25 protein-coding genes, 3 tRNA genes and 1 other RNA gene are annotated in these 26004 nt (G+C 56.2%); 21 read left to right on the forward strand and 8 right to left on the reverse strand.

The annotated features are described in order from the left end of the window. Positions 1-40: 40 nt before the first annotated feature. Positions 41-673: a redox-sensing transcriptional repressor Rex gene (locus B5F12_RS01995; RefSeq protein ID WP_087229511.1), complete on the forward strand. Its 633-nt coding sequence runs from the start codon at positions 41-43 to the stop codon at positions 671-673. Between the two features lie 100 nt (positions 674-773). Further along, positions 774-850: transfer RNA gene (locus B5F12_RS02000), tRNA-Arg, on the forward strand. A gap of 96 nt (positions 851-946) precedes the next feature. Here the strand turns inward: B5F12_RS02000 and B5F12_RS02005 are convergent. Next, positions 947-2257, reverse strand: a complete 1311-nt coding sequence (locus B5F12_RS02005; RefSeq protein WP_087229514.1) for a putative ABC transporter permease — start codon at positions 2255-2257, stop codon at positions 947-949. A gap of 382 nt (positions 2258-2639) precedes the next feature. Between B5F12_RS02005 and B5F12_RS02010 the strand changes: the two genes are divergently transcribed. After that, a tRNA-Gly gene (locus B5F12_RS02010) sits at positions 2640-2713 on the forward strand. Between the two features lie 210 nt (positions 2714-2923). Here the strand turns inward: B5F12_RS02010 and B5F12_RS02015 are convergent. From B5F12_RS02015 to B5F12_RS02035, 5 genes are all read right to left on the reverse strand, one after another. Then, positions 2924-4051, reverse strand: a complete 1128-nt coding sequence (locus tag B5F12_RS02015) for a DUF362 domain-containing protein (protein WP_087229517.1) — start codon at positions 4049-4051, stop codon at positions 2924-2926. 102 nt (positions 4052-4153) lie between these two features. Beyond that, positions 4154-5401 carry an ABC transporter permease gene (locus B5F12_RS02020; RefSeq protein ID WP_087229520.1) on the reverse strand — a complete coding sequence of 416 codons (1248 nt, stop codon included), beginning with the start codon at positions 5399-5401 and terminating at the stop codon, positions 4154-4156. A 14-nt stretch (positions 5402-5415) separates the two neighbouring features. Further along, positions 5416-6306, reverse strand: coding sequence for an ATP-binding cassette domain-containing protein (locus B5F12_RS02025; RefSeq protein WP_087229523.1), 891 nt, complete (start codon positions 6304-6306; stop codon positions 5416-5418). Between the two features lie 11 nt (positions 6307-6317). After that, entirely contained in the window at positions 6318-6968 is a 651-nt protein-coding gene (locus tag B5F12_RS02030) for a DUF3169 family protein (protein WP_242954865.1), read from the reverse strand. A 32-nt stretch (positions 6969-7000) separates the two neighbouring features. Further along, positions 7001-7264, reverse strand: coding sequence for a helix-turn-helix transcriptional regulator (locus B5F12_RS02035; protein ID WP_087229529.1), 264 nt, complete (start codon positions 7262-7264; stop codon positions 7001-7003). A 239-nt stretch (positions 7265-7503) separates the two neighbouring features. Here B5F12_RS02035 and B5F12_RS02040 point away from each other — a divergent pair, with 239 nt between their 5' ends. Continuing rightward, positions 7504-8319: a glycerophosphodiester phosphodiesterase family protein gene (locus tag B5F12_RS02040; RefSeq protein ID WP_158096726.1), complete on the forward strand. Its 816-nt coding sequence runs from the start codon at positions 7504-7506 to the stop codon at positions 8317-8319. Between the two features lie 178 nt (positions 8320-8497). After that, positions 8498-9376, forward strand: coding sequence for an XRE family transcriptional regulator (locus B5F12_RS02045; protein WP_087229535.1), 879 nt, complete (start codon positions 8498-8500; stop codon positions 9374-9376). 7 nt (positions 9377-9383) lie between these two features. Here B5F12_RS02045 and B5F12_RS02050 read toward each other — a convergent pair whose 3' ends face one another. Next, positions 9384-10004 (reverse strand): uracil-DNA glycosylase family protein, encoded by a 621-nt coding sequence (locus B5F12_RS02050; protein ID WP_087229538.1) that lies wholly within the window; start codon positions 10002-10004, stop codon positions 9384-9386. 173 nt (positions 10005-10177) lie between these two features. On the opposite strand from B5F12_RS02050, the gene B5F12_RS02055 reads away from it, so the two are divergent. Genes B5F12_RS02055 through B5F12_RS02065 form a run of 3 tightly spaced genes read left to right on the forward strand, consistent with a single transcriptional unit; the run spans position 10178 to position 11177 of the window. Then, positions 10178-10375, forward strand: coding sequence for a hypothetical protein (locus tag B5F12_RS02055; protein ID WP_087229541.1), 198 nt, complete (start codon positions 10178-10180; stop codon positions 10373-10375). Positions 10376-10399: 24 nt separating this feature from the next. Continuing rightward, positions 10400-10708, forward strand: a complete 309-nt coding sequence (locus B5F12_RS02060; protein WP_087229544.1) for a hypothetical protein — start codon at positions 10400-10402, stop codon at positions 10706-10708. Beyond that, entirely contained in the window at positions 10692-11177 is a 486-nt protein-coding gene (locus tag B5F12_RS02065; protein ID WP_143482306.1) for a hypothetical protein, read from the forward strand. Before B5F12_RS02060 ends, B5F12_RS02065 begins: the two co-directional genes overlap by 17 nt. Before the next feature lie 172 nt (positions 11178-11349). On the opposite strand, the gene B5F12_RS02070 is transcribed toward B5F12_RS02065, so the two are convergent. Beyond that, positions 11350-11425: transfer RNA gene (locus B5F12_RS02070), tRNA-Ala, on the reverse strand. 160 nt (positions 11426-11585) lie between these two features. On the opposite strand from B5F12_RS02070, the gene ffs reads away from it, so the two are divergent. The 13 genes from ffs to B5F12_RS02135 all read left to right on the forward strand — a co-directional run bounded on the left by ffs (position 11586) and on the right by B5F12_RS02135 (position 25962). Continuing rightward, positions 11586-11850: signal recognition particle sRNA large type (gene ffs, locus B5F12_RS02075), an RNA gene on the forward strand. A gap of 45 nt (positions 11851-11895) precedes the next feature. After that, positions 11896-13662: a DNA polymerase III subunit gamma/tau gene (gene dnaX / locus B5F12_RS02080; protein ID WP_087229550.1), complete on the forward strand. Its 1767-nt coding sequence runs from the start codon at positions 11896-11898 to the stop codon at positions 13660-13662. Between the two features lie 34 nt (positions 13663-13696). Further along, positions 13697-14047: a YbaB/EbfC family nucleoid-associated protein gene (locus tag B5F12_RS02085; RefSeq protein WP_087229553.1), complete on the forward strand. Its 351-nt coding sequence runs from the start codon at positions 13697-13699 to the stop codon at positions 14045-14047. Between the two features lie 72 nt (positions 14048-14119). Then, positions 14120-15826, forward strand: a complete 1707-nt coding sequence (locus tag B5F12_RS02090) for a M3 family oligoendopeptidase (protein WP_206020564.1) — start codon at positions 14120-14122, stop codon at positions 15824-15826. Positions 15827-15829: 3 nt separating this feature from the next. Beyond that, positions 15830-16384: a hypothetical protein gene (locus B5F12_RS02095; RefSeq protein WP_087229556.1), complete on the forward strand. Its 555-nt coding sequence runs from the start codon at positions 15830-15832 to the stop codon at positions 16382-16384. A gap of 269 nt (positions 16385-16653) precedes the next feature. After that, the gene (locus B5F12_RS02100) at positions 16654-18912 is read left to right on the forward strand and encodes an ABC transporter substrate-binding protein (protein WP_087229559.1); all 2259 of its coding nucleotides are present in this window, start codon (positions 16654-16656) and stop codon (positions 18910-18912) included. Positions 18913-19131: 219 nt separating this feature from the next. Further along, on the forward strand, positions 19132-20118 hold the full coding sequence (locus B5F12_RS02105) for an ABC transporter permease (RefSeq protein ID WP_087229816.1): 987 nt from the start codon (positions 19132-19134) through the stop codon (positions 20116-20118). Between the two features lie 16 nt (positions 20119-20134). Continuing rightward, entirely contained in the window at positions 20135-21685 is a 1551-nt protein-coding gene (locus B5F12_RS02110; RefSeq protein ID WP_087229562.1) for an ABC transporter permease, read from the forward strand. 16 nt (positions 21686-21701) lie between these two features. Continuing rightward, positions 21702-22859 carry an ABC transporter ATP-binding protein gene (locus B5F12_RS02115; protein ID WP_087229565.1) on the forward strand — a complete coding sequence of 386 codons (1158 nt, stop codon included), beginning with the start codon at positions 21702-21704 and terminating at the stop codon, positions 22857-22859. A gap of 113 nt (positions 22860-22972) precedes the next feature. Then, complete coding sequence (locus B5F12_RS02120) at positions 22973-23887, forward strand: oligopeptide/dipeptide ABC transporter ATP-binding protein (protein ID WP_343219398.1); 915 nt, start codon at positions 22973-22975, stop codon at positions 23885-23887. 3 nt (positions 23888-23890) lie between these two features. After that, positions 23891-24184 carry a hypothetical protein gene (locus tag B5F12_RS02125; RefSeq protein WP_087229572.1) on the forward strand — a complete coding sequence of 98 codons (294 nt, stop codon included), beginning with the start codon at positions 23891-23893 and terminating at the stop codon, positions 24182-24184. A gap of 111 nt (positions 24185-24295) precedes the next feature. Beyond that, positions 24296-25030 carry an NAD-dependent protein deacylase gene (locus B5F12_RS02130; RefSeq protein WP_087229575.1) on the forward strand — a complete coding sequence of 245 codons (735 nt, stop codon included), beginning with the start codon at positions 24296-24298 and terminating at the stop codon, positions 25028-25030. Positions 25031-25092: 62 nt separating this feature from the next. Continuing rightward, the gene (locus B5F12_RS02135) at positions 25093-25962 is read left to right on the forward strand and encodes a DegV family protein (protein ID WP_087229578.1); all 870 of its coding nucleotides are present in this window, start codon (positions 25093-25095) and stop codon (positions 25960-25962) included. Positions 25963-26004 lie beyond the last annotated feature (42 nt).

Below are 26004 nucleotides of genomic sequence, written 5' to 3' on the forward strand. Positions count from 1 at the left end.
TGAAATGCCGAAAAACTCTGACGGGATGTGAGGGTGTCATATGAAAAAAGATAAGATTTCTTCGGCGGTGATCCGGCGTTTGCCCCGCTATTATCGCCATTTGGATGACTTATATCGTGCCGGTACCATTCGAATCTCTTCCGGAGCCTTGGCCCAGTCCATGGGGCTGACGGCCTCCCAGATTCGCCAGGATCTGTCCTGCTTTGGCGGGTTCGGTCAGCAGGGCTACGGGTACAACGTGGAGCGGCTGCGGGGTGAGGTGGCAGAGATCCTGGGGATGAACCGAGGCCACACCGTGCTCATCTTGGGTGCCGGTAACCTGGGACGCGCCCTCATTGAGAACTTCCCGTTCCGTGCCAATGGCTTCCGGCTGGTGGCCGCCTTTGACGTCAACCCGGACCTGGTGGACACCAAGCTGGGCGGCGTCCCCGTCTACCATGTGGATGGTCTGGACACCTTTGTGCGGGAGCACCGGGTGAGCGTGGCGGTTCTGACGGTGCCTGGGTCTGTGGCCGTGGCCACCGCTCGCCGCCTGAGCAAGCTGGGGGTGGACGGAATCTGGAATTTCACCAATGTGGAGCTGCCGGAGCAGGAAATGCCCGACGTGAAAGTGGAGAACGTGCACTTTGCAGACAGCCTGCTAACGCTGAGTTATATGATTTCTGAGGAGTAAATAGACCTCTCAAAAATTTTTGAAAAAATCGAAAAAAACACTTGCAATTTCATTTCAGCTGTGCTAGTATATACGAGTCGCCAGGAAACGACAGCGACAAGCGGCTGTAGCTCAGCTGGATAGAGTGTTTGGCTACGAACCAAAAGGTCGGGGGTTCGAATCCCTCCAGCCGTACCAAAAGGCAAGTTCCGAAAGGAACTTGCTTTTTTCTTTCTTTCGACGGTATATGAAAACGTCCGATGCAGGAATCAGCATCGGACGTTTTTTTCTCGGTCAGTCCGTGACCTGTTTCATGTTGGGGTAGACCTGATGAATCCGCTCATCGGGGTAGTAGTGGTCCAAAAATTCGGTGAAGCCGTTGGTGGGGGCGTCAGGGGCCGATTGGCGCTGTTGATACCGGCCCAGAGCCAGGGCGGAGATGGCCATATTGAACACCATGAACACAACAATCACCCAGGTGAGCACTTTGCCCGCTTTCATGGGGATGCGCTCAATGAGACGGGACAGGCGGGGATAGAGGACCTTCATCCACACGGCGGCGGCAATGCCCCAGAAGAAGCAGTAGAGCAGATTGATGCGTCCGGCCAGGTTGAAGGGGATGTGGCTGTAATCCCAGAACACGGTGCCGAAGACCAGCTCGGTGAAGACACTACACACATATTCGTACACACCACCCACAATGGTGCCGGCAAGGAAGAGGTAGCCCTCGCTCTTGTCTTTGTACCGATAGAGCAGGGCGGTGAACATCACAGCGCCCAGACCCCACACAATGCTAAAGGGGCCGTAGATGAGACTGCTGCGACTCATCCAGATGCCCATGGTGGCCCGGCAGAACAGCGTCTCGATGATATCGCCCAGCAGGGCGGCAATGAAGAAAATCCAAATCAGCTTGGTGGGAGAACAGCCCTGGGCAAACACGGTGGGCTTGGGCTTTTGGGAGGGGGCGGCCTGCTCCAGATTGGGGAAGGCGTGGAGCATACGGGTCTGGACCCGCCGGGTGATGGCGTGGCCGAAGAGAGCGGTGAGCTCCTGGAAGTCTCGGGACAGCTGTTCCAGACGGCGGATACGCACGCCCATCTGTACCGTGATGCCCAGAGAGAGGGCCAGGTCCAGGGCGACCAGTCCCAATCCCACCAGAACCAGGATGCGGGACAGCAGGGGAGGGAGGTCACCCAACACCAAGGCTAGAAGGGGGTTGAGAAAACTCACACACAGCCATGCGCCCACACCCAGCACCAGCAGCAGGGGCAGAGAGATGTACCCGTGGAAGTGGAATTTGTGGTCGGAGAAGTCCCACCATCTGCGGTGGAGCATGCGCTCCAGAGCGACACCGGTGGTAATGACCAGAATGCCGGACAGAACGCAGGAGCCCAGAATAAAGAACAGGGGACGGTGGGTCAGTTCCGAGAGGAACACCGTGGAGAGTACCGCTCCAATGCCGTAAATGGGGCTGACAGGAAGGTTGAGAAAGCCTGGGTTGACAAAGGAATGTTTTTTGATGGCACAGAATGCCACGCTGATACACCAGCCTAGAATGGAATAGATGAGAAAGAACCAGGCCAGTTGGGAGAGTGAGTATGTCATGAAAAGCTCCTTTCGGGGTTGTTCTGAAAAAGACAAAAACTCACCACAGTATTGCTGATTACTGGGGTGAGTCAAAAAATATGCAGCATTGCGGGCTGATGGGAGATCAGCGCTGGCTGGGCACGGTGCGATCATCACCGAAAATCATATCATCCACATCAGGCTTGCGGGGATATTCTTTCACAAGTTTCACCTCTTTTCTCTTGCGCTGTTGTACATTATAGCAACATGTACCGGAAAAGTAAAGGGTGGAATTGTAAAATACAAATAAAGTTTTGGGCAAGGTGTAGAAAAATAGGGGAAAAACGGGAAGGGGGGAGAGAAAAAATGCTTGCAATTTCTCAGGGGGTGTATTATAATAAGCTTCACCGAGTTAAAATATGCGGGTGTAGTTCAATGGTAGAATGTCAGCTTCCCAAGCTGAACACGGGGGTTCGATTCCCCTCACCCGCTCCAATGAAAAAGACACGCTTTTTAGCGTGTCTTTTTCATTGGGAGCCATAGGCTCATTTCAATGCTCGGCGGAAGTGAATTCCGCCTGCGCCAAGGTTTTCGCCCAGGCGAAAACACTTGTACGGCGCACCAGCGCCGCCCGGCTTTGCGGGACCCTGTACTTATAATTATAAAAATGCCTGGAGAGAAGCCCTCTCCAGGCGTTTTTGGGTCTTACTTTAGAAACACCAGTTCATAGCTGCGAGAGCCGATGCCGATCTTTTCAGCGTGTTCCAGACAGGTCTTGTACTCCGAGTCGGGGGTGCTGTTTTCAAAATGATCGTGGTGGTCACAGAAATCCGGCTTGGCCATGTTGTCGCTGAGCTGGCTGTTGGGCAGGGGATCGCAGGCCAGGCAGGCGTCCACACAGGCCTGGTCCAGGGCCAGGGGATCAAAGGAGGCGAACATGCCGATGTTGGGGAGGATGGGGGCGTCGTTCTCGGCGTGGCAGTCACAGTTGGGGCTGACGTCCACAATGAGAGAGATGTGGAAGTTGGGACGGCCGTCCACCACTGCTTTGGCATACTCCGCCATGCGGCAATTCAGGTCCTTCACAGCGGCCCAACTGGAGAAGTCGATGGCGTCAAAGTTGCAGGCACCGATGCACCGGCCACAGCCCACGCAGTTCTCGGTGACAATGTGCATCTTCCGGGTGGTCTCGTCAAAGGCCAGACCCTGGTTGGCGCACTCCTTCATGCAAGACTTGCAGCCCACGCACTTGTCCTGGTGTACGGAGGGCTGACCGTTGTGGTGCTGCTCCTTCTTACCGGCCCGGGAGCCGCAGCCCATGCCGATGTTCTTGATGGCGCCGCCAAAGCCCGCCATCTCATGGCCCTTGAAGTGGTTCAGAGAGATGAACACGTCAGCGTCCATAATGGCTCGGCCGATCTTGGCGTTTTGGACGTACTCTCCGTTGACGGGGACCTCCACATCGTCGGTGCCCTTCAGACCGTCGCCAATGAGGATGGGACAGCCCACAGTCATGGGGGTGAAGCCGTTTTCCCAGGCGCAGTACAGGTGCTCCAGGGCGTTTTTCCGGCTGCCCACATAGAGGGTGTTGCAGTCGGTGAGGAAGGGCTTGCCACCCAGCTCCTTCACCACATCAGCCACAGCTTTGGCGTAGTTGGGGCGGAGGAAGCCCAGATTGCCCAGCTCGCCGAAGTGCATCTTGATGGCCACGAACTTGTTATCCATGTCGATCTCGCCAATGCCTGCGGCCCGGATGAGCCGCTTGAGCTTGGTGGGAAGGCCCTCGCCCAGCTTGGTGCGGAAATCGGTGTAGTAAACGTTGGCTTTTTCCATACCTCATTGCTCCTTGTCTCGAAATAGGGTGAAAGTCATGTAAGAACAGTATAGCGGAGCCAGGAGAATTTGGCAAGAATCATCCGGGAAGGCTTTGAAAAGTTAGGCCTGCCAAACTGCTTTGAGGATGGCGCCAATTTTGGGCGGAGTGCCGTAGAGGAGCACGCCCACTCGGTAGATCTTGGCGGACAGCACCCCGATACCCACCACAGACACCGTCAGAATACCGATGGACAGGACAATCTGATAGACAGGGACCGTGCTCATAGCGATGCGGGCAAACATGGCGATGGGGGAGGTGAAGGGGACGAACGAGCACACCATCATGGCGATGTTGTCCACCGCACCGCTGCCCATGCTGAACATGACCACGCAGAAGGCAATGACAAAGAGCATGGACAGAGGCATGATGGAGGTGTTGATATCCTCCAGCTTGGTGGCAGTGGAGCCGATGGCGCCGTAGAGGAAGGCGTAGAGGAGGAAGCCCAGAACGAAGAACACCAGCAGATATACCAGCAGGGACAGGGGCATGTCAAACAGGGAGGTCATCACGGAATTGCCGCCCCAAGCGTCCAGATTGAGCTGGTAGAAGAGAAGGGCGGAGCCGAAGATGACCGCCAGCTGGACAAACCCGGCGATGCAGGAGGCCAGCACCTTGCCGAACATCATGTTTACCGGGGTAGCGCTGGTGATGAGCAGTTCCATGGCCCGGGAGCTCTTCTCCGTGGCCACGTGGGAGGCTACCATCTGGCCGTAGAGCATGATGACCATGTACAAGGCCAACGTCATAATGTAGGTGTACCAGTAATTTTGGGCCTGGTCCACCCCCAGAAGCTCCTCTTTGGCGTCGATCTGGAGGGAGAGAATCTCCCCGGCCTGGTCCGGGCTCAGCCCCTGTTGGGTCATGGCCTCCACCTGGGCCAGACTCACCAGGACCTGATTGGCCACCTGGGTAGTCTGGTCGTAGAGGGAACGATTGTACACGTAATAGGTGTAGGAAGTCAGGGAGTCAAAGACCAGGGCGCAATCGGCTTCCTGGTTGGACACCTGCTCCTTGATTTTAGCGAGGTCGTCTTGCGTCCAAGTCACCGTCTGGTCAGGGAAGGCAGAGGCCAGGGCCTGGGCAATGGTCTCTCCCATCTCCTGAGAGGGAGCGGAGACCAAAATCACCGACTGCTCGGTGGGGTCATCGGAGGAATCTCCGCCCATGGAGCCGAAGAAACCAATCAGGTTGGGCAGGAACATCACCACGGCCAGAACAGCCACAATGAGCAGGGTGGAGCCCACAAACACCTTGTTTTTAAAGTAGTTTTTCAGCTCAAAGCTGAGAATAGTACGAAATTGTCTCATGATCTCTTCTCCCTTCACACGTGGTCCCCGGCGTATTCCACGAAGATGTCGTTGAGGGACGGCTCGTAGACCTGCACCCGGTCAATGTCGTAGCGGGCCACCAGTTGCCCCATCATCTCCTGCTTCTGGCTGGGGCTGTCCAGGCGGAGAAGCACCTCGCCGGGCTGCACCAGCTGGCAGCGATTGCCCAGTTGGGAGAGAATCTCCCGGTATTGGGGGCTGAACACGGTGAGACGGTCCCGGGGATAGCTGCGCTTGATTTGCTCCAGATTGCCGGAGATGGCGATTTTGCCCTGATTGAGGATGGCGATCTCCTGGCAGAACTCCTCGATATAGTTCATCTGGTGGGAGGAGAAGAGGACGATTTTCCCCTTTTGAATCTGCTCCTTCACCACATCTTTGAGCAGAGCGGCATTTACCGGGTCCAGGCCGGAGAAGGGCTCATCCAGTACGATGATATCGGGGTCATGGGCCAGGGCGGTGATGAGCTGGATTTTCTGCTGGTTGCCTTTGGACAGGGTGTCCAGCCGCTTGGTTTCGTACTCCCCCATACCCAGCCGTTCCAGCCAGTGGCGCACCGAGGCCAACGCCTTGGCACGCTTCATCCCCTTGAGCTGGGCGAAGTATACCAGCTGTTGCCCGATGGGCTTTTTGGGGTACAGCCCTCGCTCCTCGGGGAGGTAGCCCAAAGACACCTTGCGGTAGTCGATGGGCTTCCCATCCAGGAGAACTTCTCCGCTATTTTGAGGGAAGACGTCCATGAGAATGCGGATGGTGGTGGTCTTACCGGCGCCGTTTCGGCCCAGCAGGCCGAAGGCCTGGCCTCCCTCAGCGGTGAGGGAGATGCCCTGGAGCACCTGCTTGGCTCCAAAGCTCTTTTCAATGTTGCGTAATTCCAATTTCATTATTGCTTACCTCAACTTCTCTTTTTATCCATTTGTAGGGATGTGTAGTTGTACACAAACTGCTGTACCAGCCAGAGACCGCCCACCAACAGACTATACGAAGGGGCGACCAGGTCAATGACGGATAGAATGGATAGTATTGCCATGATGCCGGGGAAAATCAGACCCATTACCTTGAAGGCCTGGTAGCTGCATTGGGCGGTCTGCTGCCGCTCGGCTTCATCGCAGCTCTCGTACCAGTCCTTTTGAAACTTAAAATCAAAAATATCACCACGCTTTTCGGGAAATAGTTTCTTAGTAGCGGAGATGATGCGGGCTTGAATTGCTGTCATCCAGATGATGTGCCCGATGAGCAGGAACCAGGAGAGATTGACCCCCCAAGAGGCTGCATAGCCCAGGGCCATGGCCAAGAACATGAGCACCGTGGCCAGATTGGCCAGAAACATGGCCCGGCAAAAAGTCAGGTTGGCCTGGGGGAACAGTTCGTCATCTTCCAGAGCTTGGGGAATCATCCGCTTTCCCCGGAAGTAGTACCAAGTGGCTCCCACCAACAGCAAAAATCCGGGGACATAGCACCAGGGACCCAGGGAAGCCAGCATCAGGTTGAACTGCTCGCCGAGATTGCGGACGGAGAATTCATTGGACACAGCGGCAACGCCCACGATGTCGCCAATGAGGCCGCAGATGATGATGACTACGGCGAAGGTAACATAGATACGAGCGGGTGATTTTTTCTTAGCTTCTTTCGTGATGACTCCTCCTCTGTGAGATAAAAGACGTCCTCCACCGGGCGGTGGAACACCTGGGCAATGCGAAGGGCCAGGGTGATGGAGGGGTTGTAGTCCCCTCGCTCAATGAGGCTGATGGTCTGCCGGGAGGCTCCCACCAATGTCCCCAGCTCCTGCTGGTTGATGCCCTGGGCTGCCCGAAACTCTTTGAGTCGATTCTGTAGCGGCATGAGCACCCCTCCTTGACAAGTATTGTTTGCATTATAACAACTATCTTTGTCAAACATAAGATAGCATTGACAAGGATTGTTGTCAATATGGAAAAAATAAAGAAAACGTAAAAATCTGTTTCCACCCGGTGAAGAGGGTGGATTTTTTCAAAAGCTTCGGTATAATGGAGAGGTGGTCCGGAGGCAAGGGCGAAACCTCACGGTACCTCGTCAGATACATGAGAGGTTGGATGGAAACCATGGGAATATGGATTGTACTTGGAGTTGTTGCGGCGCTGCTGCTCTTTTGGGTTATGTCGGTGCGGTGCCGCCATGGACACCCGGCGTGGGAGGTGCTGCGCCGATACCGATATGCCCACCGAGGACTGCACGATGAAACACGGGGCATCCCGGAAAATTCCCTGACTGCGTTTCGCCGGGCGGCGGAGCGGGGGTATGGGGCCGAATTGGACGTGCACTTGACCCGGGACGGGAGTCTGGTGGTCATCCACGACGACTCCCTGCTGCGTACCGCTGGGGTGGACGTGGATGTGGCTTCTCTGACGGCGGAGCAGCTGTCTCAGTACCGCCTGGAGGGCACTCAGGAGAAAATCCCGTTTTTGGAGGAGGTGCTGCCTCTGTTTGAGGGGCGGGCCCCGCTGATTGTGGAGCTGAAAGCGGAGAAAAATGCGGCTCGGCTGGCCAAGGCGGCCTGTCAGGTGCTGGACCGCTACAAGGTCAACTATTGCATTGAGTCCTTTCACCCCAAGGTGCTGATGTGGCTTAAGCGGCACCGCCCGGAGATCTGCCGGGGACAACTGAGCCAGAACTTCATCCGTGAGCGCAGCGGGATGCCCCTGGTGGCGGCGGTGGTGATGACCAACGTGCTCACCAACCTGGTGACGTGCCCGGATTTTGTGGCCTATAAATGGAAGGACCGCCGCCAACTCTCTCTGTTTCTGGCCAGACGCCTGTGGCGGGGCCAGGAAGTGAGCTGGACCATCCGGGATTCTGCGTCCATGCAGCGGGTGGAGCAGGAGGGCTGCCTGCCTATTTTTGAGGAATTTCAGCCGTGAGAAATTTTATCACGGAGCTGAATGAAAACAGCAGAGGGTCTGCGGGGAAAAGGCCGCAGACCCTCTGCTGTTGCTAGAAAAAGTGATGGTTTGGAGCTTGATGGCCCCATGTTAAAACTTGTTGCTTTACAAGTTTGGTGTTCTCTCGTACAATGCGGGCAAGGATGGTGATTGAGTCATGCTAGGTGATAACATTAAGAAATACCGCCGGGAGAGGGGATATACCCAGGAAGAACTGTCTGCCGAACTGCACGTGGTCCGCCAGACGTTGTCCAAGTGGGAAAACAATGTGTCCGTGCCAGATGCAGAGGTCCTAATCAGAATATCTCGAGCGTTGGATGTGCCGGTCGGCGTACTGCTGGATTTGACGCCGGAGGAAGAAACCGTGGACCTGACCGATGAGTTGGCAAGGGTCAACGAGGAACTGGCGGAGCGGAATCAACAGCTGCAGAGAAACACGTTGGCCAGCCAGAAGCGGGGGCAAATCGTCTTTCTCTCCTTTGCGGCACTGATGGTTGTGATCCTCGTGGATAATCCCTTGGCGTCGCTGCTCTTGGTGGGGGCTTGCATTGCATTGTCGCTGCTGATCCTGTATCGGAATTTGTCTCTGTTTTCCGAGAGTGCGGTTTCCGTATCCCAGATGAAAGCGCTGAAAGTTGTGACGATATTCAATGCAGTGTTTCTGATTGTGTTGCTGGCAGTTTGTGGCTTGCTGCAAGCCCAGGTGATTACACTGACGGCGCAGCAGGAACAGTGGTTGCTTATGGGCGTGTTTTCCGGTCTGTTCCTTTTCTTTGGTGCGCTTTCTCCACGGCTGCCATATCAGCGGCATACCGGCCTGCGTCTGCCATGGACGGTGCGGGATGAAGATACCTGGAACCTGGCCCATAGAATCATCGGCGTCATCTCGTTGCCCTTGACGCTGCTATACCTTGCCGCAGCTTTTTCGGTTTCGGATATGGAGCTCATTGGAACGATTTCTGTGATTGCCCTGATGTTGTATATCGGCATACCGGGTGTGATCTCTCTGGTGTTTTTCTGGAGAAAATATCATTGAGGAAGGTTCAAATGTTGTCAGTTATAAAGACACGTCGATATTGCTCCAGACGTGTATCGGCGCTGACGCTCCACAGTGCAATGGGGGAGGGGGAGTAAAGTCTGGTCACTCCGTATGGTCTGCCGTTGATCCAGACGCTTTCCTCCCATGTGTTGTCGTTTCTCTTGGGGTGGGGACCCTTGTCTGCAAAGAAACGGTGGATGAGCTTTTTCACTTCGGCTCTGCTGGTATAGATCAATTCCTCAATATTGGGGTGCTCCAGCAGCAGCTTATCCAGAGGCTTGGGCTCAATGGAGATTAACGAGGCGTCATCTGATTTGCCGTTTCGATGAATGCAGCTGCCCACAATATCGGTAATTCCGATGTGTAACTCCTGCAACAGCTGCTTTCGTTGGTTCACTGCTTCGACGGTGTTTGCAAACGCCAGAGGGGTGCCAGTTACCTCAGAAAGCAGCTTCCAAAAAGAATTATCTCTGGAGCCGTAGTAGAAATCCACATCGTTGTTGTGTAAGGCTCTTCCGCCGGAGGTGCAAAACCGAAAGGGCGGCATGGTTCCAATGATGAGTTTGGTGGAACCCTCTGGGATGTAGGGCTCGTAGGGGTGAATGGAACGAACCGTTTCTTCCATAGAATTTCCTCCTGAGTGTGAAATGAGAAAATGACGTGGTTTTTATAAATAAGCGTGACACCCCAACAGAAAAAAGATTGGCCCCATCTATCGGTTGAAGTAATGGATGACAGTAATAGGAAGATGTGGTATTATAGCAGCGAATCGAAGTGAGAAAAAGGAGAGAGTGGCGTATGATCAAGGCATTGAGCAAACATGTCATGAAGATAATTGCAGTTTTTGGTGTGCTGCTCATGGGATTTGGACTTGCCGGTGCTGGCCCTGATACCGGCTTGTGGATGTTCCTTGCGGGGCTCTTCCTGGTGATTGTCTGTGTCGCTTCCAGTCGTGAGCTGCGGAAGTTTGTCCGTTCGCTGCTGGATTTCATTTGATGCCGAAGCAATGGGGGAGTGAACATGGAACTGATTATTGTATTCATTTTGGGGATGGTAGGGGCTGTCTTGGTGCAACTCAGTGCAAACAGGGGCGTTAGCCGCTGGATTCGTTATCCATTGGTTGTCTTGATTTGCATGATATTTGTGTCTGGAATTGCTATGGTGGTTTATTTTGCAGTTACTCTATACACTGAGGAGCCATTTGTCTCTGTGATGTTGTGGTTATTTGCTCTTTTCTTGCTGGTAGGGGCCATGGCGTATATTCGAAATCTGTACCATGGAAAACGATCAGTTAATGGGAGTGAGGCAACGAATGACGAAAGAGTATAACTGGAGCACCACTGTGGATGGAGTACCTCACGCAATCCTTTGTCAAGTGATGAATAATAAATATGTCTTGTGGGCAGACGATAAATTCCAAAAAACTGTCTACCGTAAGAACTTTCAGGCTGCTCGTGGAGGTCTGGATGAAACCCTTGAACTGTGGGGAAAGACCTGCCACTTTGTGGTTTGGCCTAGCGAAAAAGTGGAGTTTTTTGTAGATGGAAAATCTCTGAATACACAGGAAGACTGCGAGAATGCTCTGGACATCTCCTACGAAGAATCCGTATCTCGTCATGAACGGACTATGCGCCGCAGTTCATGGGCGGTGGTGCTGCTGATAGCTTTGGCCTGTGTCTTCTATTTGGTCATGGTGCTGCAAGGGAAAGATATGTCTGGCTGGAATGGAACGATGGTAGTCGCGGTGCTGATTTTGGCGATTAACCTCGTTGGCATTGTCAGGGGAAGAAAACGATGATGGGCACAAAACTTTGGTGGAATATTCCTTACTAGCAAAAAAGACACGACTTTCCAGCGTGTCTTCCCTTGAGAAGGTGGGGGCAGCGTAGGCGGAATTGACTTCCGCCGAGCATGAAATGAGCCTATGGCGCCCAAAACAAAAGCACCTGCTTAAGCAGGTGCTTTTGTTTTGGTGGACCTGAACGGGATCGAACCGTCGACCTCTCGGATGCGAACCGAACGCTCTCCCAGCTGAGCTACAGGCCCGTACCCAACTATTATAACAGAAAAAAACAGTTTGTAAAGAGAAAAATGGAGAAAATGAAAAAAGAGTCCAAAGGGGAAAAGTTTAAAATTCAGTTGAAAAAGTCGTGACGATGTGATAAAATAACCATCGGCTTTTAACACGCTTGTGTGTGGAGTAAGGCCGCGCTAGTCGGGGAGTTAGCGGTGCCCTGTATCTGCAACCCGCTATAGCAGGGATGAATCCCGGCCCCCGGAGACAAAATGTACTGACTGCCCCATATAAGCAGCGATGATGGATTGGTCCTGCGCAACGTAGCCCCGTGAACCGTGTCAGGCGGGGAACCGAGCAGCACTAAGCGGACCGCTGCGTGTGCCGCGGGGGTGCCGGTCTTGAGCCGGCTGTATGGGTAACGGGTATATTTTGTGCTTCAAAGGCCGGTGCGCGGTCTTATTCTGTACACAAGCGATTTCCTTTTTAGGGGGTGAGGCGTTTGTACCAGGCGTTGTACCGAAAGTGGCGTCCCCGCAGCTTTGACGACGTGGTGGGGCAGGGACATATTACAGAGACCCTCAAGCGTCAGGTGCAGGGGGGACGGCTGACCCACGCCTATCTGTTTACCGGCACCAGAGGAACGGGTAAGACCACCTGTGCCAAAATTCTGGCCCGGGCCGTGAACTGTCAGCATCCTCAGGACGGCAACCCCTGCAACCAGTGTCCGGCGTGTGTGGGCATTGAGAACGGCTCCATCCTGGACGTGGTGGAGCTGGACGCAGCCTCCAACAACCGCGTGGACGACGTGCGTGCCATGCTGGAGGAGGCGGCCTATACCCCGGCCACCGTGGCCAAGCGGGTGTATATCATCGACGAGGTGCACATGCTCTCGCCTCAGGCCTTCAATGCGCTGCTGCAAATTCTGGAGGAGCCGCCCGCCCATTTGATGTTTATCCTGGCCACCACAGAGCTGCACAAGGTGCCGGCCACCATCAAGAGCCGGTGCCAGCAATTCGCCTTTAAGCGCATCCGGGCCGAGGAGATTGCCGGACGTTTGAATTACGTGGCCGCTCAGGAGGGCATTGAGCTGACCCAAGAGGGGGCACAGCTCATCGCCCGTCTGGCCGATGGCGGTATGCGTGACGCCCTATCCCTGCTGGATCAGTGTGTGGGGGCAGGGGGGACCGTAGACCAGGACCGGGTGTTTCAGGTGCTGGGCCTGGCGGGTAATCTCCAGACGGTGGCGCTGTTGGAGGAGATCGCAGCGGGCAACCTGTCTGGCGCATTGGCACGACTGGCCAGCTTGTACACCGGAGGCAAGGAGATGGCAGCCTTGGCCGGGGAACTGTCCGCTTTGCTGCGGGACCTGTTGGTGAGCAAGAGCGCTCCCAAGGGCGGGGCGGGACTGCTTACCGGGGGCTATGACTCGGGCACCCTGGAGCGGTTGGGACAGCTGTTCGACGTGCCTCGGCTGGTCCAGATGCTCGCTTTAGTGCAGAAGACCGCGGGCGAGCTGGTCCACTCCGCAAACCGACGCACGGACATGGAGCTGTGCTTGGTGATGCTGTGTGACCCCTCTCTGGACGGAAGTGTCCATGCCTTGACTGCCAGAGTGGCAAAGTTGGAGCAGCAATTGGCTTCCGGCGTTGTGGTTCAGCAAACGACAAGCGAAAAACCTTTACAGAGAAGCCCGGCACCAACTCCGGCTCAAAAGAGCACACAGCCTGAGCCAGACCTGTCCACTCCGGTGGCGTCTGACCCTCTACCCTGGGAGGTGGCAGAGAAACCGGTGCCCCAACAACCTGCAAGTAAAAAACCTTTACAGGAAAAGCCGGCGGAAGAGACTCCAGCACCCCCTGCGGTTGAGCCTCGGCCAGCCCCGCCCGAGTCTGTGACACACGTGGGAGGACAGACGGGATGGCCCGGCTGGAACGTAGTGTGTGGCCAGCTCAAGGGTGTGCTGTCCACCGGAGACTATACCTTCTTCTCCATGCCCGCCATGCTCACTGGACGGTGGGACGGGGATGTGGTGACCATCTGGGCCGCCAATCAGTTTGTGGCGGACCTGGTGGAGAAGCCGGATATCTCTGGAGCGGTCTCCCAGGTGGTTGGGCGATATATGGGACAGCGGGTTCCGGTGAAAGTTCAGGTGGGAGCACCTCCGGCAGAGACGGTGCAGACACCGCCTACGTCTCAGCCCCCAGAAGAAGGGGATGCTCTGGACGCCTTTCTGGCAGCGGGGCACAGCAATGTAACCGTAGAATAATTTGTGTTAGGATATGACATAGGAGGTAATTCGGATGGCAAAAGGATTTAATACCCGCGGTATGGGCGGTATGGGCGGCATGGGTGGAAACATGAACAACATGATTCGCCAGGCCCAGAAGATGCAGCAGGACATGATGAAGGCTCAGGAGGAGCTGGAGAGCAAGTCCTACGAGGCCAGCGCTGGCGGCGTTGTGACCGCTGTGGTGTCCGGTAAGAAGGAGATCACCTCTGTGACCATCGACCCCGAGGCCGTGGACCCCGACGACGTGGAGATGCTCCAGGACCTCATTGTGGCGGCGGTGAACGAGGCCCTGCGCAAGGCTGCCGACGATGCCGCCAGCCAGATGTCCCGCCTCACCGGAGGCCTGGGACTGCCGTTTTAATACACACGACCCTCAAGGGCTGCTTTCTCACAAGAGAGCAGCCCTGAACCCATTGATAAGGAGGAACCAAATATGGTGAAGTTTTCTGAGATGAAATACCAGCGCCCGGATCTGGAAGCGCTGAAACAGGAGATGGGCCAGCTGGTGGAGCAGCTCAAGGCCGCTGACAGCTACCAGACTGCCCGGGAGGTATTTTTGCGTAAAGAGGAGCTGGGGCGTCATATCCAGACCATGAGCACCCTGGCCAACATTCGCCACTCCATTGACACCCGAGACGAGTTCTACGACGGGGAAGTGAAGTTCTGGAATGCGGCGGGACCGGAGCTGGAGGAGTACAGCCAGGCCTGGAATTTGGCCATGCTCAACTCTCCCTTCCGCGGTGACTTCTCTCAGGAGTACGGCGACCTGATGTTTATCAATGCCGAGATTGCCCTGAAGACTTTCTCTCCTGAGATCATTGACCTGATGCAGAAGGAGAACGACCTCACCCAGGAGTATGAGAAGCTGCTGGCCTCCGCCCAGATTCCCTTTGAGGGCGGCGTGTACACCCTGTCCCAGATGACTCCCTTTAAGAGTGACGCCGACGACCAGCGCCGGCTCAACGCCTGGAAGGCGGAAGGGCAGTGGTACAAGGACAACCAGGAGGCTCTGGACAGCCTGTACGACCAGCTGGTGCACCTGCGAGACGAGATGGGCAAGAAGCTGGGCTATGAGGGCTATACCACGCTGGGCTATTACCGCATGGGCCGCAACTGTTACACCAAGGAGGACGTGGAGAAGTTCCGCCAGGCTGTGGTGAAGTATCTGGTGCCGGTGGCGGACAGCATCTACCGCCAGCAGGCCAAGCGCCTGGGCAAGGAGTACCCCATGAGCTTTGCAGACAATGCTCTGGAGTTCCGCTCCGGCAACCCCCGCCCCTGCGGCACTGCCCAGGACATTCTGGACCACGGCCGCAAGTTCTATGACGCCCTGTCTCCCGAGACCAGCGAATTTTTCCGCACCATGCTGGATGGGGAGCTCATGGACGTGCTCTCCACCGAGGGCAAGGCCGGCGGCGGCTACTGCACCGACATTCTGGACTACAAGGTGCCCTTCATCTTTGCCAACTTCAACGGCACCCAGGGTGACGTGGAGGTGGTGACCCACGAGGCCGGCCACGCCTTTGACGCCTGGCTCAACCGGGACCGCATTCCTTCCGAGTATATCTGGCCCAGCATGGAGGCCTGCGAGGTGCACTCCATGTCCATGGAGTTCTTCGCCTGGCCCTGGGCGCAGGGCTTCTTCGGAGAGGATACCCGGAAGTTCCACTACAGCCACCTGTCAAGTGCTCTCACTTTCATCCCCTACGGTACCATGGTGGACCACTTCCAGCATGAGGTGTACGCCCACCCGGAGATGACCCCTGCCCAGCGCCACCAGGTGTGGAAAGAGCTGCTGGGGACCTATATGCCCTGGATGAAGCTGGACGGGGAAATTCCCTTCTACAGCGAGGGCGAGGGCTGGCAGCGACAGCACCACATCTATTCCAGTCCCTTCTATTATATTGATTACTGCCTGGCTCAGACGGTGGCCCTCCAGTTCTGGGACAAGATTCAGGAGGACCTGGGGGAGGCCTGGGAGCACTACATGGCCTACACCCGCCAGGGCGGCAGCCAGGTGTTCACCACCCTGCTGGAGCGAGCTGGCCTGGACAGCCCCTTTGAGGAGAGCTGCCTGCAGCGGGTGTGCGCCTCCGCCAAGAACTGGCTGGAGCACTTTGATATGAGCGGAATCGAATAAGCCATGTCAGACAAGAAGAACAAGCATAAGCATAAACGGTGGAACCGGGCGGCCAAGGCGTCTCAATTCACCAGGGGAGCAGGGGGGGAGATGATCTATGTCGGTCGTCACTACTCCTTCCAAGGAGATGAGAGAAGCTATCGACAGGGTATGCGCCAGCGCATGGCGTTGGCGGCCGTCATGGCGGTGGCTCATTTGGCGGGCGGTATGATGCCCGTTCCAGCCTTGTACAACACCTGGTACGTGATTGCTCCTTATATGCTTACGTTTTTTGCGGTGGTTTCCCTGGTTTGGGCGGTGTGCCGCATGGTGTACTGGGGAAATCTCCTGCGGGAATACGTCTACGATGCCACCGTCAAGCAGATCCCCATCCGTGCAACCCTGGCTATGATTTTGTCAATGTGCACACTCTGTGGACAGATTGCATATGTGGTGACACATTCCCTGCAAGGGGTTGAGTATCTGTACACTTTGGCATTTTTGGGCCTGGAAATTGTGGTTTTTGTCTGTGCTTTCCTGTGGAAGGGCAGAGAAAATCAGGCATTGTGGTCTATTTAACGTGATAAAGCGCAAAAATTTGTGAGATATCACAGGATGTTCTCGTTGACAATTGGAGCAAAACATAATAGAATAGTCTTTGCAAAATCTGCTGAAAAAACATTTGACCGCTTGGCGTGGACACTGAGGCGGCGAAAAATGAAAGATTGAGTAAGTGGAGTTGCAAAAACCGATTCCCCGGTAGAGAGAAGGGGAGTCGGAATCAGTCCTTGTGAGCTCAGAGGATGGATGTTCTCTTTGTTCAATATAATTTAAGGAGGAATCTCTACATGAAAAGCACGAAACGAGTGCTTGCGCTGGGCATGGCTTCGGTCATGACGCTTGGTTTGCTCTCTGCTTGCGGCAACAAGCCTTCCAGCGACAACAACAACCAGGCCAGTACCCTGGTGGTTGGCGACGGCAACTACGACGGCAAGTTCTCTCCCTTCTTCTACACCTCTGCCTATGATGGAAACATCGTGAGCATGGTCAGCCAGCCCCTGATTAGCTCTGACCGTGAGGGCGCTATGATCCTCAACGGCATTGAGGGCGAGACCAAGGAGTACAACGGCACCGACTACACCTACACCGGTATTTCCGATGTGGTGGTCACCGAGAACGAGGACGACGGCACCGTGTACTATGACATCACCCTGAAGGATGGCGTCAAGTTCTCCGACGGCACCGAGATGGACATCGACGACGTGATCTTCTCCATGTACGTCCTGTCCGACCCCACCTATGATGGCAGCTCCACTCTGTATGGTCAGCCCATCATGGGTATGAACGAGTACCGTTCCGGCATGGATACCAAGTTCAACCTGATCCTGGCCGCTCCCCGTGACAACACCGACTTCTCCCTGTGGACCGAGGAGGAGCAGACTGCTCTGTGGGCTGCTGTGGACAAGGCTGGTCCTGAGTACGCCAAGTATATCTGCGAGTATCTGATTGCTAACGGTGATAACAAGCCCGAGGACAGCGTGGCTGCCTGCGCTGCCAACTGGAACTACCCCGACCTGGCTGAGGATGCCACTTATGAGGACTTCTATCAGGCTATGCTGGCTGCCTACAACGGCAATCCCGCTGAGATGGCCCGAAACGAGTCTCCCAGCAGCCTGTCTGATTTCACCAACCTCATTGAGGACTATGATGCCTACAACGTGGGTGTTCAGACCGGTGAGTCCGCTCCCAACATCTCCGGCATCCAGAAGACCAGTGACAACTCCGTGCGTGTGACCACCACTGAGGTCTCCGCCACCTGCATCTATCAGCTGTCTCTGGTGGTTGCTCCTATGCACTACTACGGCAACGAGGAGCTGTACAACTACGAGAACAACCAGTTCGGCTTCCCCAAGGGCGATCTGACCATCGTGCGTGAGAAGAACAGCAAGCCCATGGGTGCTGGCCCCTACGAGTTCGTCAGCTATGAGAACGGCACCGTGGCTCTGAAGGCCAACGAGAACTACTGGAAGGGCGAGCCCAAGATCCAGAACATCAACTTCAAGGAGACCAACGAGGCCGATAAGGTCAACGGCGTGAAGTCCGGCACTCTGGACATCACCGATCCTTCCTTCTCCACTGACGCCATCAAGGAGATTGCCGCAGCCAACGGCGGCAGCGAGGACTTCAACGGTTCCGTCATCACCGTCAACACCGTGGACAACCTGGGCTACGGCTATGTGGGCATCAACGCCGACAACGTGAAGGTGGGCGACGACGGTTCCTCCGATGCCTCCAAGAACCTGCGTAAGGGTCTGGCCACCGTGCTGGCCGTGTACCGTGACGTGGCCATCGACTCCTACTACGGCAAGTGGGCCAACGTCATCAACTACCCCATCTCCGATACCTCTTGGGCCGCTCCCAAGGTTACCGATGCCGGCTATCAGGTGGCCTTCTCCACCGACGTCAACGACAACCCCATCTACACCGATGGCATGAGCGACGAGGAGAAGTACGCCGCTGCCAAGCAGGCCGCTCTGGGCTTCTTTGAGGCTGCTGGTTACACCGTGGAGAACGGCAAGATCACCGCTGCTCCCGCAGGCGCCAAGATGGACTATGAGCTGATCATCGGCGGCGGCGGTCAGGGCGACCACCCCGCCTTCATGATGTGTACTCTGGCCAAGGATGCTCTGAAGGAGATCGGTATGAACCTGATTGTCACTGATATTGCCAACGCTTCCGACCTGTTCTCCCAGATGCAGGCTGGTACCGCTGAGCTGTTTGCTGCCGCTTGGCAGGCCACTGTGGACCCCGACATGTACCAGATCTACCACAGCCAGGGCACCTCCAACTACAACTATGACATCAAGGACGCCAAGCTGGACCAGATCATCATGGACGCTCGCTCCATCACCGATCAGGAGGCCCGTACTCTGATGTACAAGGATGCTCTGGACATCGTCATGGACTGGGCCGTTGAGGTTCCCATCTATCAGCGTGCCAACTGCTTCATCTTCTCCACTGAGCGTATCAAGATCGACACCCTGACTCCTGATATGACCACTTACTGGAACTGGATGAACGATGTTGAGCTGCTGGAGCTGAACTAATTCTGCACAGAAACAAGGGAACGAGTTCCTGAGTTTACCATCACGGTTGCCCTGCGGCCGTAAGGCCGCAGGGCAACCCTGCGCATCCCTGCACATGAGGCGGCTGTTCCGACCAAAGTCGGTCAGAGCCGGAGGGGCTGCCTGATGTGCGGACGGGGCGAACACATCATGCGAGGCCACGAACCCCTGTGCCTCGCCAACAAATACGGAGGGGATTCTATGCGAAATTTTATCATCAAGCGCGTACTATTATCAGTAGTCATTCTATTTTTCGTAGCATTCATTATTTATACACTGCTGCGCTGTCTGCCCAGCTCCTACGTGGAGACCATGGCTCGTCAGCTGGCTATGGCCCCCGGCGCCAAGCCTTATGAGGAGTGGGTGGCACAGCTCAATGCCCAATATGGTTTGGATTTGCCGCTGATCCCTGGTTTCTTCCACCAGTTGGGCAACATCCTGACCGGTAACTTCGGCGACAGCTGGAAGTACACCGTGCCTGTCATGGAGAAATTCACCAGCGTGATCTGGATTTCTTTTGTGATGGGCGGAATTGCGTTTATTTTACAGCTGATTATTGCCATTCCTCTGGGCGTTATCGCCGCCACCCGTCAGTACTCCAAGGCCGACTACGCCATCAGCGTGTTCGCTCTGGCTGGTATCTCTCTGCCCACCTTCTTCTTTGCCACTCTGCTGAAGCTGGTGTTCTGCGTGAAGCTGGGCTGGTTTGATCTGGGCGGCCTGACGGGACGTGACTTCCTGCAGTTGGATGCCATGGGGCAGTTCCTGGATATTGCCCATCATATGGTGCTTCCCATTGTTACTCTTGTGGTAGTGTCTGTGGGCTCGCTCATGCGTTATACCCGTACCAACATGCTGGAAGTGCTCAACTCTGACTATATCCGCACGGCTCGAGCCAAGGGCCTGAGCGAGAAGAAGGTCATCTATCATCACGCCTTCCGCAACACCCTGATTCCTCTGGTCACCATTGTGGGTGGCTCTCTGCCCGGCCTGTTTGCCGGTGCTCTGATTACCGAGACTCTGTACTCCATCCAGGGCATTGGTTACACCTCTTATACGGCCATGACTGCCGGTGACATTCCCTTCTCTATGTTCTACCTGCTGTTTATGGCTGTGCTGACTCTGGCCGGCAACCTGATTTCCGACATTCTGTACGCTGTGGTTGACCCCCGCGTACGTATCGCTTAAGAAAGGAGGCGCTTTCATGTCTGACGAGAAGAAAATGAACCATCAGCAGGAGGGCGGCTCCCAGGAGCACCTCTCTCTGAACGATGACCGCCGTGTTAAGGTTTTGTCCCCCGGCGCCCTGGTGGCCAAGCGCTTTTTCCGTAACCGCTTGGCTGTGGTGGGTCTGGTGATCCTGGCCGTTATGTTTGTCTTTTCCTTTATTGGCGGCGTGGTCAGCCCCTATAGCCAGGACGAGGTGTTCTACCGCCGTGAGTTCCAGTCCAAGGAGTATGCTGGCGTCACAGAGAACAGCAGCTTCCGCTATACCACAGCCGAGGGCCAGAGCTTTACCGGCATGGTCCAGGCTCAGTTCATGCTGGCAGCCACCAAGGGCCAGACCTCTTTCACCTATGACGGCGTGACGTATTCCCTTGCCGAGGAGGGCGAGGACTTCTATGTGATCTCTCAGGGAACCACCCCTGTGGCTCTGGCATACAAGGATATTGTCAATGCTGAGGACCCCTCCTTGACCGTGGGCTTTGACTTCCAGCGTGCCGCCCTGAAGGCGTACACCAACGGGGAGCAGAGCTTTACCGTGGATGGCACCGAGTACACCGTGGATGAGCACGGCGGCATCAACGAAGCTGGTCAGCCTGTGGCCTATATCAGCCGCTTTGTGGTGCAGTCCAAGGTCAGCGGTGTCACCTTCACCCGTGACTTCAAGGAGCAGCTGGCTGAGACCATCGAAAACGACAGCGATGAGTTCACCTACACCAACGACGAGGGCACCTTCGACTACACCCTGGAGTACGATGCAGACACCAAGAGCTACTCCGTCAGACAGGAGAAGGAGACCCAGGTGTTTGATACCTATTCCGAGCCCAGCAAGGCTCACTGGCTGGGTACCGACCGCAACGGCATGGACATGCTCACCCGTCTGATGTACGGTGGCCGTGTGTCTCTGGTCATCGGCTTCATTGTCGTGATTATCTCCGCCGTTCTGGGTATCATCCTGGGCGGTGTGGCCGGATATTTCGGCGGCTGGGTGGACAACCTGATCATGCGTATCGTGGATGTGTTCTACTGCATCCCCTCCATGCCTCTGATCATTATTATGGGTTCCGCCATGGACGGCATGCGCGTGGACCCCACCATGCGAATGTTGTACCTGATGCTGGTTCTGGGCTTCCTGGGCTGGCCTGGCATTGCCCGTATGGTGCGTGGCCAGATCCTCTCTCTGCGTGAGCAGGAGTTCATGACCGCCACCGAGGCCTGTGGCATCAGCATTCCCCGGCGTATTTTCCGCCACCTGATCCCCAACGTCATTCCTCAGCTCATCGTCATCTGTACCATGAGCTTGGGTTCCACCATCATCACGGAGGCCACCCTGTCCTTCCTGGGCCTGGGCGTCAAGTTCCCCTTCGCTTCCTGGGGTAACATCATCAACGACGTGTCCAACTCCTTCGTGCTGACCAACTACTGGTTCGTTTGGATTCCCGCTGGTATCTGCCTGCTGCTCACCGTGTTGGGCTTCAACTTCGTGGGCGACGGTCTGCGGGACGCCTTCGACCCCAAGATGAAGCGGTAAGAGAGGAGGAGAGACAATGGCTAAGAAAAAAGCAGAAGGCTATCTCTCCGGCCGGGAGGCCCGGCGCATTGCCAAGGAAAACCGCCGGATCACCAACGCCTTTGAGAAACAGCGTAAGCGTAAAAACGTGCCGGAGAGTGAGTACCTCACCCAGATGGCCGATCCCAATAACGCCGTGGAGTTTGATAATCTCCACACCTACTTCTACACCGACGCCGGTGTGGTCAAGAGCGTGGATGGCGTGTCCTTCGAAGTGCCCATCGGTAAGACCGTGGGCGTGGTGGGCGAGTCCGGCTGCGGTAAGTCCGTCACCAGCCTGTCCCTGATGCAGCTGCTCCAGCGGCCCCAGGGCCAGGTGGTGGAAGGCGCGATCCGCCTGAACATGGGCGACAAGGCCTATGACGTGACCAAGATGCCCAACGAGCAGATGCAGAAGATCCGTGGCAACTACGTGTCCATGATCTTCCAGGAGCCCATGACCAGCCTGAACCCCGTGTTCCGCATCGGTGAGCAGGTGGACGAGGTCATCGCCCTGCACCACGGTGAGGGCAAGACCAAGGAGGACATCAAGAACCGCACCATCGAGCTGCTGGAGGTGGTGGGCATCGCCAACAGCCAGGGCGTGTATCAGATGTTCCCCCACGAGCTGTCCGGTGGTATGCGCCAGCGTGTGTGTATCGCCATGGCTCTGGCTTGCAGCCCCAAGGTGATCATCGCCGACGAGCCCACCACCGCTCTGGACGTGACCATCCAGGCCCAGGTGCTGGACCTGCTGCGCAACCTGAAGGATAAGATCAACTCCTCCATCATGTTCATCACTCATGACCTGGGTGTTATCGCTGAGATGGCCGACTACGTGGTGGTCATGTACGCCGGTCGCGTGGTGGAGAAGGGTACCGTACAGGAGATCTTCGCCAACCCCGCCCACCCCTACACCATCGGCCTGATGGCCTCCAAGCCTGTGGTGGGCAAGAAGATCGACAAGCTCTATTCCATCCCCGGCAAGGTGCCCAACCCCATTGATATGCCCAACTACTGCTACTTCAAGGATCGCTGTGAGATGTGTGTGGCCGGCTGTGAGGGCGAGTACCCCTGCCAGGTGCAGCTCAGCCCCACCCACTTCGTGTCCTGCTACCGCTACTATGACAACAAGAACCAGGGAGGTGAGGGCTGATGTCTGACAAGAAAAGCGTAATTGCCAAGGGCGACTTCACCCCCGTGGAGTACGATCCCCAGTACATTCTCCAGGTCAACCACCTGAAGAAGTACTTCCCCATCAAGGGCGGCATGGTCAGCAAGACCGTGGGCCACGTCAAGGCCGTGGACGGCGTCACCTTCAACCTCAAGCGTGGTACCACCATGGGTCTGGTGGGCGAGTCCGGCTGTGGTAAGACCACCACCGGTCGTACCATCCTCCGTCTGGCGGGGGAGAAGACCGATGGTCAGGTGCTCTTCAACGGCAAAGAGATCTACGATATGAGCCCCAAGGAGCTGCGGGCTCTGCGTACCAAGATGCAGATCATCTTCCAGGACCCCTTCTCCAGCCTGTCCCCCCGTCTGCCCGTGGGTGAGATCATCGGCGAGGCTGTGCGGGAGCACAAGCTGGTGAGCAAGGCCGAGTACAATGACTATATCGACAAGGTCATGGACAACTGCGGTCTGCAGCCTTTCCACAAGGCCCGCTATCCCCACGAGTTCTCCGGCGGTCAGCGTCAGCGTATCTGCATTGCCCGTGCTCTGGCTCTGAACCCTGAGTTCGTGGTATGTGACGAGCCTGTGTCCGCTCTGGACGTGTCCATTCAGGCCCAGATCATCAACCTGCTCAAGGACCTGCAGGACCAGTACAACCTGACCTATCTGTTCATCTCCCACGACCTGTCTGTGGTGGAGCACATCTCTGACTCCGTGGGCGTGATGTACCTGGGCAACCTGGTGGAGTATGGCGACACGGAGGACATCTTCCGCAACCCGCTGCACCCCTACACCAAGGCTCTGTTCTCCGCCATCCCTGTGCCCGACCCCAACGCCAAGATGAACCGTATTGTGCTGGAGGGCTCCATTCCCTCTCCCGCCAATCCCCCCAGCGGTTGTAAGTTCCACACCCGCTGCCCCTATGCCACCGAGCGATGCAAGGTGGAGGCTCCCTGCCAGCGTGAGGTGGAGCCCGGCCACTACGTGGTCTGCCACCTCTTCGACAAGTAAGATATGGCACGTAAGCCAAAGAAATACGAGGACGATGACGGCCGCGTGATCGCGGATATGAGCGGCCTGTCCCGTCCCACTCTGTTCCGGCCAGGTCGGCCGGACAGCAGGGAATCCCGGCCCCCGGAGCCCATGGAACAGGAGCGTGAGGAGCGCCCCTGGGAGGATACCGGAATGAGCCGGGAGGACCGCAGAGCCTACATCTGGGCGGCCATGAAAGCAGCTTTGTCCATGGCGGCGATTTACATCGTTGCCTTCGGGCTGTTGATTGCTCTGATGATATGGCTTTGGAATTAATGAAAATAGAGAGCTCTCCGGTGTTGCCGGAGAGCTCTCTGCTTTTCTTGGAAAATCTGGTTGACCTCAGGGTCAGGAATGGGTATGATGGAGAAAAGGAGGCACAAGGCCATGAATGACATTGAGACTTTGAGACACTGGGTAGAGGAGAGCGAGAACATCGTCTTTTTCGGAGGCGCAGGGGTGTCCACCGAGAGCGGCATTCCCGACTTCCGGTCCCAGGATGGATTATATCATCAGCACTACGATTTGCCGCCGGAGACCATTCTCAGCCACGACTATTTCATGTCCCACACCCAGGAATTTTATCGGTTCTATCGGGACAAAATGCTGTGTCTGGACGTGCAGCCCAACGCCGCCCATCTGGCGCTGGCCAAGTTGGAACGGCTGGGCAAGCTGAAGGCGGTGGTGACCCAGAACATCGACGGACTGCACCAGAAGGCAGGCAGCCAGCGGGTCTACGAGCTCCACGGCTCGGTCTACCGCAACTACTGCATGTCCTGTGGGGCCTCGTACCCGGTGGAGGAGATTGCAGCAGGAGAGGGGATTCCCCGCTGTCCCCACTGCGGCGGTATCATCAAGCCGGATGTGGTACTCTATCAGGAGGGGCTGGACCAGCGCACCATCCGAGGCGCTGTGGAGGCCATCGCCAGTGCCGATCTGCTCATTGTAGGCGGAACCTCTCTGGTGGTGTATCCGGCGGCAGGACTGCTGGAGTATTTCCGGGGCCGTCACCTGGTCCTCATCAACCGAGATGCCACCAGCTATGACCAGCGGGCGGATCTGGTGATTCGCCAATCCATCGGGGGCGTGCTGGAGGCGGCCTGTGCCCATCTGGAGACTTGAAAGAATAGTAAAAATCAGGTATAATATCCTTTATCTTGACTGCTGGAAAAGGAGACAGGCCAATGAAGCGGACAGTTGCCGTGATGACGGACAGCAATAGCGGAATCAGCGTAGAAGAGGGGAAAAAGATGGGGGTGTACGTCATTCCCATGCCCATTAACATGGATGGAAAGGTCTACTATGAGGGATTGGACCTGAGCCAGGACTACTTCTATCAGCGCATGGCAGCAGGGGCGGAGATGTTTACCTCTCAGCCCTCCCCGGCGGACACTCTGGAGCTGTGGAATCGGATTCTCCGGGGCTATGACCAGCTGGTGTATATCCCCATGTCTGCGGGCCTGAGCAGCACCTATGCCACCGCTCGGATGATGGCCGACGACTATCAGGGCCGGGTGCAGGTGGTGGATAACCGCCGCATCTCTGTGACTCAGTACCATGCGGTGCTGGATGCCCTGGCTATGGCAGAGCAAGGCATGGACGCAGCTTCCATTCGCCGCACCTTAGAGGAGCAGGCAGCAGACGCCAGCATCTTCCTCATGGTGGATACCCTGAAATACCTGCGCCGGGGTGGTCGTGTGTCCGGGGTAGAGGCCTTTGCCGGAGCCATGCTGAACATTAAGCCCGTGCTCACCATCGCCGGAGACAAGCTGGAGGCGGTGGGCAAGGTGCGTGGGGCCAAGGCTGCCCGTCAGATGATGCTGGAGAAGCTGCGAGCGGACATGGAGGGACGGTTAAAGGCCCTCCACGACAGCGGCCACCTGCAAGTGAAAATTGCCTGTAGCCGGGTGCCCGACCAACTGCGGCAGGAGTGGGTAGACCAGGTGCAGCAGTACTTCTATCTGGACTATCCGGTGGAGTGCGCAGACCTGACCCTCTCAGTAGCCTGTCACACCGGACCCGGTGTGCTGGGCGTGGGAGCGGTACGTGTATAAATCATGTGAAAAAGCGGCGGAGCTCATGCTCCGCCGCTTCTA

The sequence above is a fragment of the Pseudoflavonifractor sp. An176 genome, from assembly GCF_002160435.1.
Classification (GTDB): domain Bacteria; phylum Bacillota; class Clostridia; order Oscillospirales; family Oscillospiraceae; genus Enterenecus; species Enterenecus faecium.